Annotated in this window: 5 protein-coding genes; all 5 read left to right on the top strand. The window is 32.8% G+C overall.

Annotation, left to right across the window (positions count from 1 at the left end):
* The first annotated feature begins 60 nt into the window (after window positions 1-60).
* The 5 genes from AC1DCD_RS09975 to AC1DCD_RS09955 are packed head-to-tail and all read left to right on the top strand — an operon-like array spanning window position 61 to window position 5,198.
* Window positions 61-261, top strand: coding sequence for a hypothetical protein (locus AC1DCD_RS09975; protein WP_464641350.1), 201 nt, complete (start codon window positions 61-63; stop codon window positions 259-261).
* Between the two features lie 41 nt (window positions 262-302).
* The gene (locus AC1DCD_RS09970) at window positions 303-1,442 is read left to right on the top strand and encodes an acyltransferase family protein (protein WP_464641348.1); all 1,140 of its coding nucleotides are present in this window, start codon (window positions 303-305) and stop codon (window positions 1,440-1,442) included.
* A complete protein-coding gene (locus AC1DCD_RS09965; RefSeq protein WP_353586637.1) occupies window positions 1,435-2,544 on the top strand; it encodes a DegT/DnrJ/EryC1/StrS family aminotransferase in 1,110 nt (369 codons plus the stop codon). The genes AC1DCD_RS09970 and AC1DCD_RS09965 overlap by 8 nt, the downstream gene beginning before the upstream one ends.
* A gap of 44 nt (window positions 2,545-2,588) precedes the next feature.
* Window positions 2,589-3,797, top strand: a complete 1,209-nt coding sequence (locus AC1DCD_RS09960) for an ATP-grasp domain-containing protein (protein WP_464641346.1) — start codon at window positions 2,589-2,591, stop codon at window positions 3,795-3,797.
* Window positions 3,798-3,812: 15 nt separating this feature from the next.
* Window positions 3,813-5,198, top strand: coding sequence for an ATP-grasp domain-containing protein (locus AC1DCD_RS09955; RefSeq protein ID WP_464641344.1), 1,386 nt, complete (start codon window positions 3,813-3,815; stop codon window positions 5,196-5,198).
* The last annotated feature ends 179 nt before the right edge of the window (window positions 5,199-5,377 follow it).

Here is a 5,377-nt window from a genome sequence, read left to right as displayed (position 1 = left end):
AGCTTTGGCAGATATCGGAAAGGGGTTGCGTATAAACTTCTCTAAACATGTCGCTTAATTTTGATTAGTTACTTAAATGATATAGAAAGAAAATTATATAGAAGTAGATATATAGATATGATGGGTGTGTTAAAAAACAAAGATGGCGAAATAACCGTATTTACACCAAATCATAAGTTTATATCCCACGATGGCTTACATCTTACAAAAGAAGGTGCTAAATATTATGCAAAAAAGCTTAATGTTAAGAAATATTTGTAAGAAGATTAGTAAAAAGATAATATAAAAGACGGTTTAATTAAATGAAAGTGCAAGTACCCCCCCCCAGTTCTATTACAGATAGTTATGTAAAACATGAGAGAAGTTCTAATTTGGAGCTATATAGGATAATAGTGATGTTGCTTATAGTGATGCATCATTATGTTGTAAATTCCGATTTAGTACATGTTATGGAGCAGTATCCAACAGCTATAAAAAGTATATATTTATATATCACCGGAGCATGGGGCAAAACAGGTATAAACTGTTTCGTACTTATAACAGGCTATTTTATGTGTAAATCGCATATAACGTTACATAAGTTTTTAAAGCTAATACTACAAATGGAGTTTTATAGTATTATAATAGGAAGTATCTTTCTAATTACAGGATATTCTGCTTTTTCTTTGCAAGGATTAATAGATATGGTAAACCCAATTGGTGGTATAAGTAGGAATTTTTCTGCTTGCTTTATAATATTTTTTCTTTTCATTCCTTTTCTTAATGCATGCATTAATAATATAAGCCAGCGACAACATTTAGCTTTATTATCATTATGTGTTTTTACATATACTATCTTAGGAACAGATCCTTTTATAAATGTGGAGTTCAACTATATTACGTGGTTTTCAGTATTATATGTTATAGCTTCATATATACGAAAATATAAAATACCGTATAATGATAATTTTAGGGTATGGGCTATAGCAACAATGGCTTTCATAGTGATTTCTGTTGTGAGCATGCTTTTTATTCTTTATTTATATAGCACATTGGGTAAGTCTGCAACTATGGGGTTTGTAATTTTCTTTGTTTCTGAAACTAATAAGGCTTTAGCTCTTGCAGTAAGTATATGTTCCTTTATGATGTTTAAAAATTTACCATTAAAACATAGTCGTGTCATAAACACTATAGCTTCTTGTACGTTTGGTGTGTTGCTAATACATGCTGCATCTGATGATATGCGTCGTTGGCTATGGCATGATGTATGTAATAATGTAGGAATGTATTATCAAAGTAGTATTTATATTCATGCTATAGTAGTACCTATTATAGTGTTTTGTTCTTGTGCTTTAATAGATTATATCCGACAAAAGACAATAGAGAAAGCTTTGATTAATATTGTTTTTAATATAATATCACATAACAAGATATTGACAAAATATTTAAAAATAAATGGATGAAAATTTGATTACAGTAACATCACCACTATTACCAAAACTTGAAGATTTTAATCTTATGCTTAAAGATATTTGGGATAGTAAGTGGATAACTAATAACGGCTTGTTTCATCAACGTTTAGAGGACGCTTTATGCGAATATCTGAAAGTGCCTTATATTAGCTTGTTTACTAATGGTACGTTGCCGCTTATTACAGCTTTACAAGCATTGCATATTACAGGCGAGGTAATTACCACTCCTTATAGCTTTGTAGCCACTACCCATGCTTTATGGTGGAATGGTATTAAGCCGGTGTTTGTAGATATAGACCCACATACAGGCAACATTGATCCTAATAAGATAGAAGCTGCCATTACCCCACGTACTACAGCCATATTACCAGTGCATGTTTATGGAAAGCCTTGCGATGTAGAAGCCATTCAGAGTATAGCCGACAAGTATGGCTTAAAAGTGATTTATGATGCTGCACATGCCTTTGGTGTAGAGGTGAATGGTGAGAGTCTTATAAATGCAGGAGATGTTGCAACGCTCAGCTTTCATGCCACAAAAGTATATAATACTATAGAGGGAGGAGCTATGGTAATGCATGACGCCAAGCTGAAAAAACGCATTGATTATCTAAAGAATTTTGGTTTTGCAGGCGAAACGGAGGTTGTGGCTCCGGGCATTAATAGTAAGATGGACGAGATGCGCTCTGCTTATGGCTTGCTTAATCTGCAACAGGTAGATGCAGCCATTGCTGCTCGCAGAGAGGTAGCAGTAGCTTATCGCGAAGCGTTAAGAGACGTAGCAGGAATAACATTTTGGGACGATATGCCAAAGGTGAAGCACAACTATTCTTATTTCCCCATTTTTATAGATGCTGCGCTGTATGGTATGACTCGAGATGAGCTATACCTTAAACTAAAGCAACATAATATCCTTGCCCGTCGCTACTTTTATCCGCTAATAAGCAGTTTTTCTACCTATCGTGGTTTAGAGAGTGCCTCTGCAGACAACTTACCAATAGCTACTCATCTTGCAAACACTGTTATATGTTTGCCTATGCATCATGCGTTATCACAAGAAGATGTACAAAGGGTTATAGATGTAATAAAAAGGTAAATGGAGTATAAGAACTATTTAAGATATAGCTATAAAAAAAAGTAATGAAACAAAAAAGACTGATGCTGTTGGGTGGATTAAGCTACCTGCTCCCTGTTATAAGAGAAGCTCATAATATGGGTATATATGTTATTACAGCCGATTATTTACCCAATAATATCGCTCATAAATATTCTGATGAATATTGTAATGTTAGTATTATAGATAAAGAAGAAGTACTGAAGAAGGCTCAAAGTTTGCAAATAGATGGTATTATGTCGTTTGCAGTAGATCCGGGTGTTGTTTCAGCAGCGTATGTTGCAGAGAAAATGCAATTACCTTTTCAGTGTTCATATAAGGCTGCTACTATTTTACAAAATAAGCACTTGTTTCGTCAGTTTCTTACGGAAAATGGCTTTAATAGTCCTAAAGCAAAAGGTTATAACAATGTCGATGAAGCCTTAGAAGATGTTGACTTTTTCTCTTGGCCTGTTATTGTAAAACCTGTAGATTCTGCAGGAAGCAAAGGAGTAAGCAAGGTTGAAAGGAAAGAGGATTTATCTGAAGCTATTAAGAAAGCTATATCTTCTTCTTTAAAAAACTATTTTATAATTGAAGATTTTTTAGATATCTTAGGCACACAGTCAAGTGCTGATGTTTTTGCATATAATGGTAATCTTGCATATCCAGCATTTTCAGATCAATTCTTTGATGTAAAAGCAACTAATCCTTATGCTCCAGCAATAGAAATATGGCCTTCCTCTATGCCTTTAAAGCATCAAAGTGAGATAAAAGAAGAATTAGAACGACTATTTATATTGCTTAATGTGCGAACTGGTATATTTAACGTTGAATGTCGTGTAAGTACAAATGGTAAGGCTTATCTTATGGAAGTTTCTCCACGAGGTGGGGGAAACCGTATAGCAGAGTTGCAAGATATGGCTACAGGACAGTCTTTGATATCTGCTGAAATTTGTAAAGCAGTATCTTTGCCTTTACCAAAAATAGAATCTCCTTCTTATAAAGGGGCGTGGTGTAATTATGTTTTACATTCTTCTAAACCAGGTATTTTAGGTTCAATAGATTTTGATAAAGATTTCTTGCATAAATATGTTAAAGACGTTTCTTTAACAGTAAAACAAGGAGATGCTATTTCTACATTTACAGGTGCAAACACATCTCTTGGAACAGTCTTCTTATATGCTGAAAGCAGACCAGAGCTTAATGAGGTATTAAGGAAGATAAATAATTATATACATATAAAATTAAAATAAATATAAAATATTATTATGAAATTAGCTATTATAGGTGCTTCTATAGGGCAATATCCTTTATGCTTGAAAGCAAGGGAATTAGGTGTAGAAACCTTTTGCTTTGCATGGGAAAAAGGAGCTATATGTAAAGATATAGTAGATCATTTCTATCCTATAGATATTTTTGATACAGATAAAATTGTTAGTATTTGTAAAGAGCAAGGGGTGCAAGGAGTAGCTTCTAACGGCTCAGAAGTAACTGCTTTAGTACAGTCGCATGTCGCAGAAATCCTAAAATTAAATGCTACTTCATATAAAGTTTTTAAATTATTGCAGAATAAGTATTATGTACGACAATGTCTTGACGATATAAAAGAACTTTGTCAACCTAAATATTATAAATATCAAGGTAAAGATGAGGGGGTGTATCCTTGTGTTGTAAAGCCATGTGTTGGTGGAGGAAAGAAAGGTGTTACATATGTAGATACAAAAGAACTGTTTGTAAAAGCTATAGCTTACGCATCTAAAGAAGATGATAAAGATATTTTGGTAGAAGAATATATCGAAGGTGAGGAGCTGTCAGTTGAAACCATTTCATACCATGGAAAGCATGAAGTAGTGCAAATAACGCAAAAAGATAAAAGTCAGCCTCCACATTTTGCAGAAACAGGACATCATCAACCAGCTAATATTTCAAAACAGTTATGGGGAGATATATGTGATGTAGTGACTAAAATTTTAACTAAAATCAGCTTTACAGACGGTGCTTCACACATTGAGTTGAAATATAACGCTTCAGGTATTTATGTTATAGAAGTAAACCCTCGTGGGGGGGGGGAGAATATTTCCAGCGTGCTAACTTATTTAAGCTCTGGCGTTGATTATTTAGATGCGATGATAAAAGTGGCTCTTAATAATTTTAAAGGCGTTAGGGACGTTAAGAAGGCTTCGCCGGCTTGCTCGGGAATATACTTTTTGTGTAAACAGAGTTCTGCTAACTTTCCTTTGTTTACTATGACATCAGATGAGTCGTGGATAGTAGAAAAGAAAATAGAAAAATCTTTTAGATTGGAAGAGAGTGTTACGAACCATGATAAAAAGACTTATTTAATTTATCAATCAAATCATAAGATAGAACCTATAACTTCACATGTTTTTCTATTGAAAGATTTTAATTGTGGAAAAACTAAATTCATTGATTTTATAAAGTTATGGTGCCTGCAAAACAATATATTTTATAATAAAAAAGAATATGATGAAATATGGAATAGTAGCATAATACTTGCATATATAATAAATGATGAAATAAAAAGTTGTATTACAATAAAAAAACAGCAATCAAAAATATATTTATTAGAGAAAACATCAGAAAATATAATAGAAGAGATTTTAAGTGCGAAGCAAAGAATTATGAAGAAATAATATTTTCTTTAAGAAGAAGTAGTGTTTTGTGGTTATCTATATTTTAGGAATATAGATAATAATAACTGAGCATCAAAAATATTCTAAGAAATTAGGTTCCCCTTTAGTAATGATAAAAAAATAACTTGGTATTTTTTTCTCTCTCTCCATGAAACCATATAGTTCCATTTCTGGAGTTT

It is taken from the genome of Prevotella sp. C0209C1 (genome assembly GCF_056583855.1).
Note: the sequence above shows the minus strand (reverse complement) of the source record. Positions and strands in the feature narration are given on the sequence as shown.

What these genes read in the sequence shown, in the direction of transcription:
- AC1DCD_RS09955 (WP_464641344.1), top strand. Translation starts at nt 3,813, where the DNA reads ATGAAATTAGCTATTATAGGTGCTTCTATAGGGCAATATCCTTTATGC.
- AC1DCD_RS09965 (WP_353586637.1), top strand. Translation starts at nt 1,435, where the DNA reads ATGGATGAAAATTTGATTACAGTAACATCACCACTATTACCAAAACTT.
- AC1DCD_RS09960 (WP_464641346.1), top strand. Translation starts at nt 2,589, where the DNA reads ATGAAACAAAAAAGACTGATGCTGTTGGGTGGATTAAGCTACCTGCTC.
- AC1DCD_RS09970 (WP_464641348.1), top strand. Translation starts at nt 303, where the DNA reads ATGAAAGTGCAAGTACCCCCCCCCAGTTCTATTACAGATAGTTATGTA.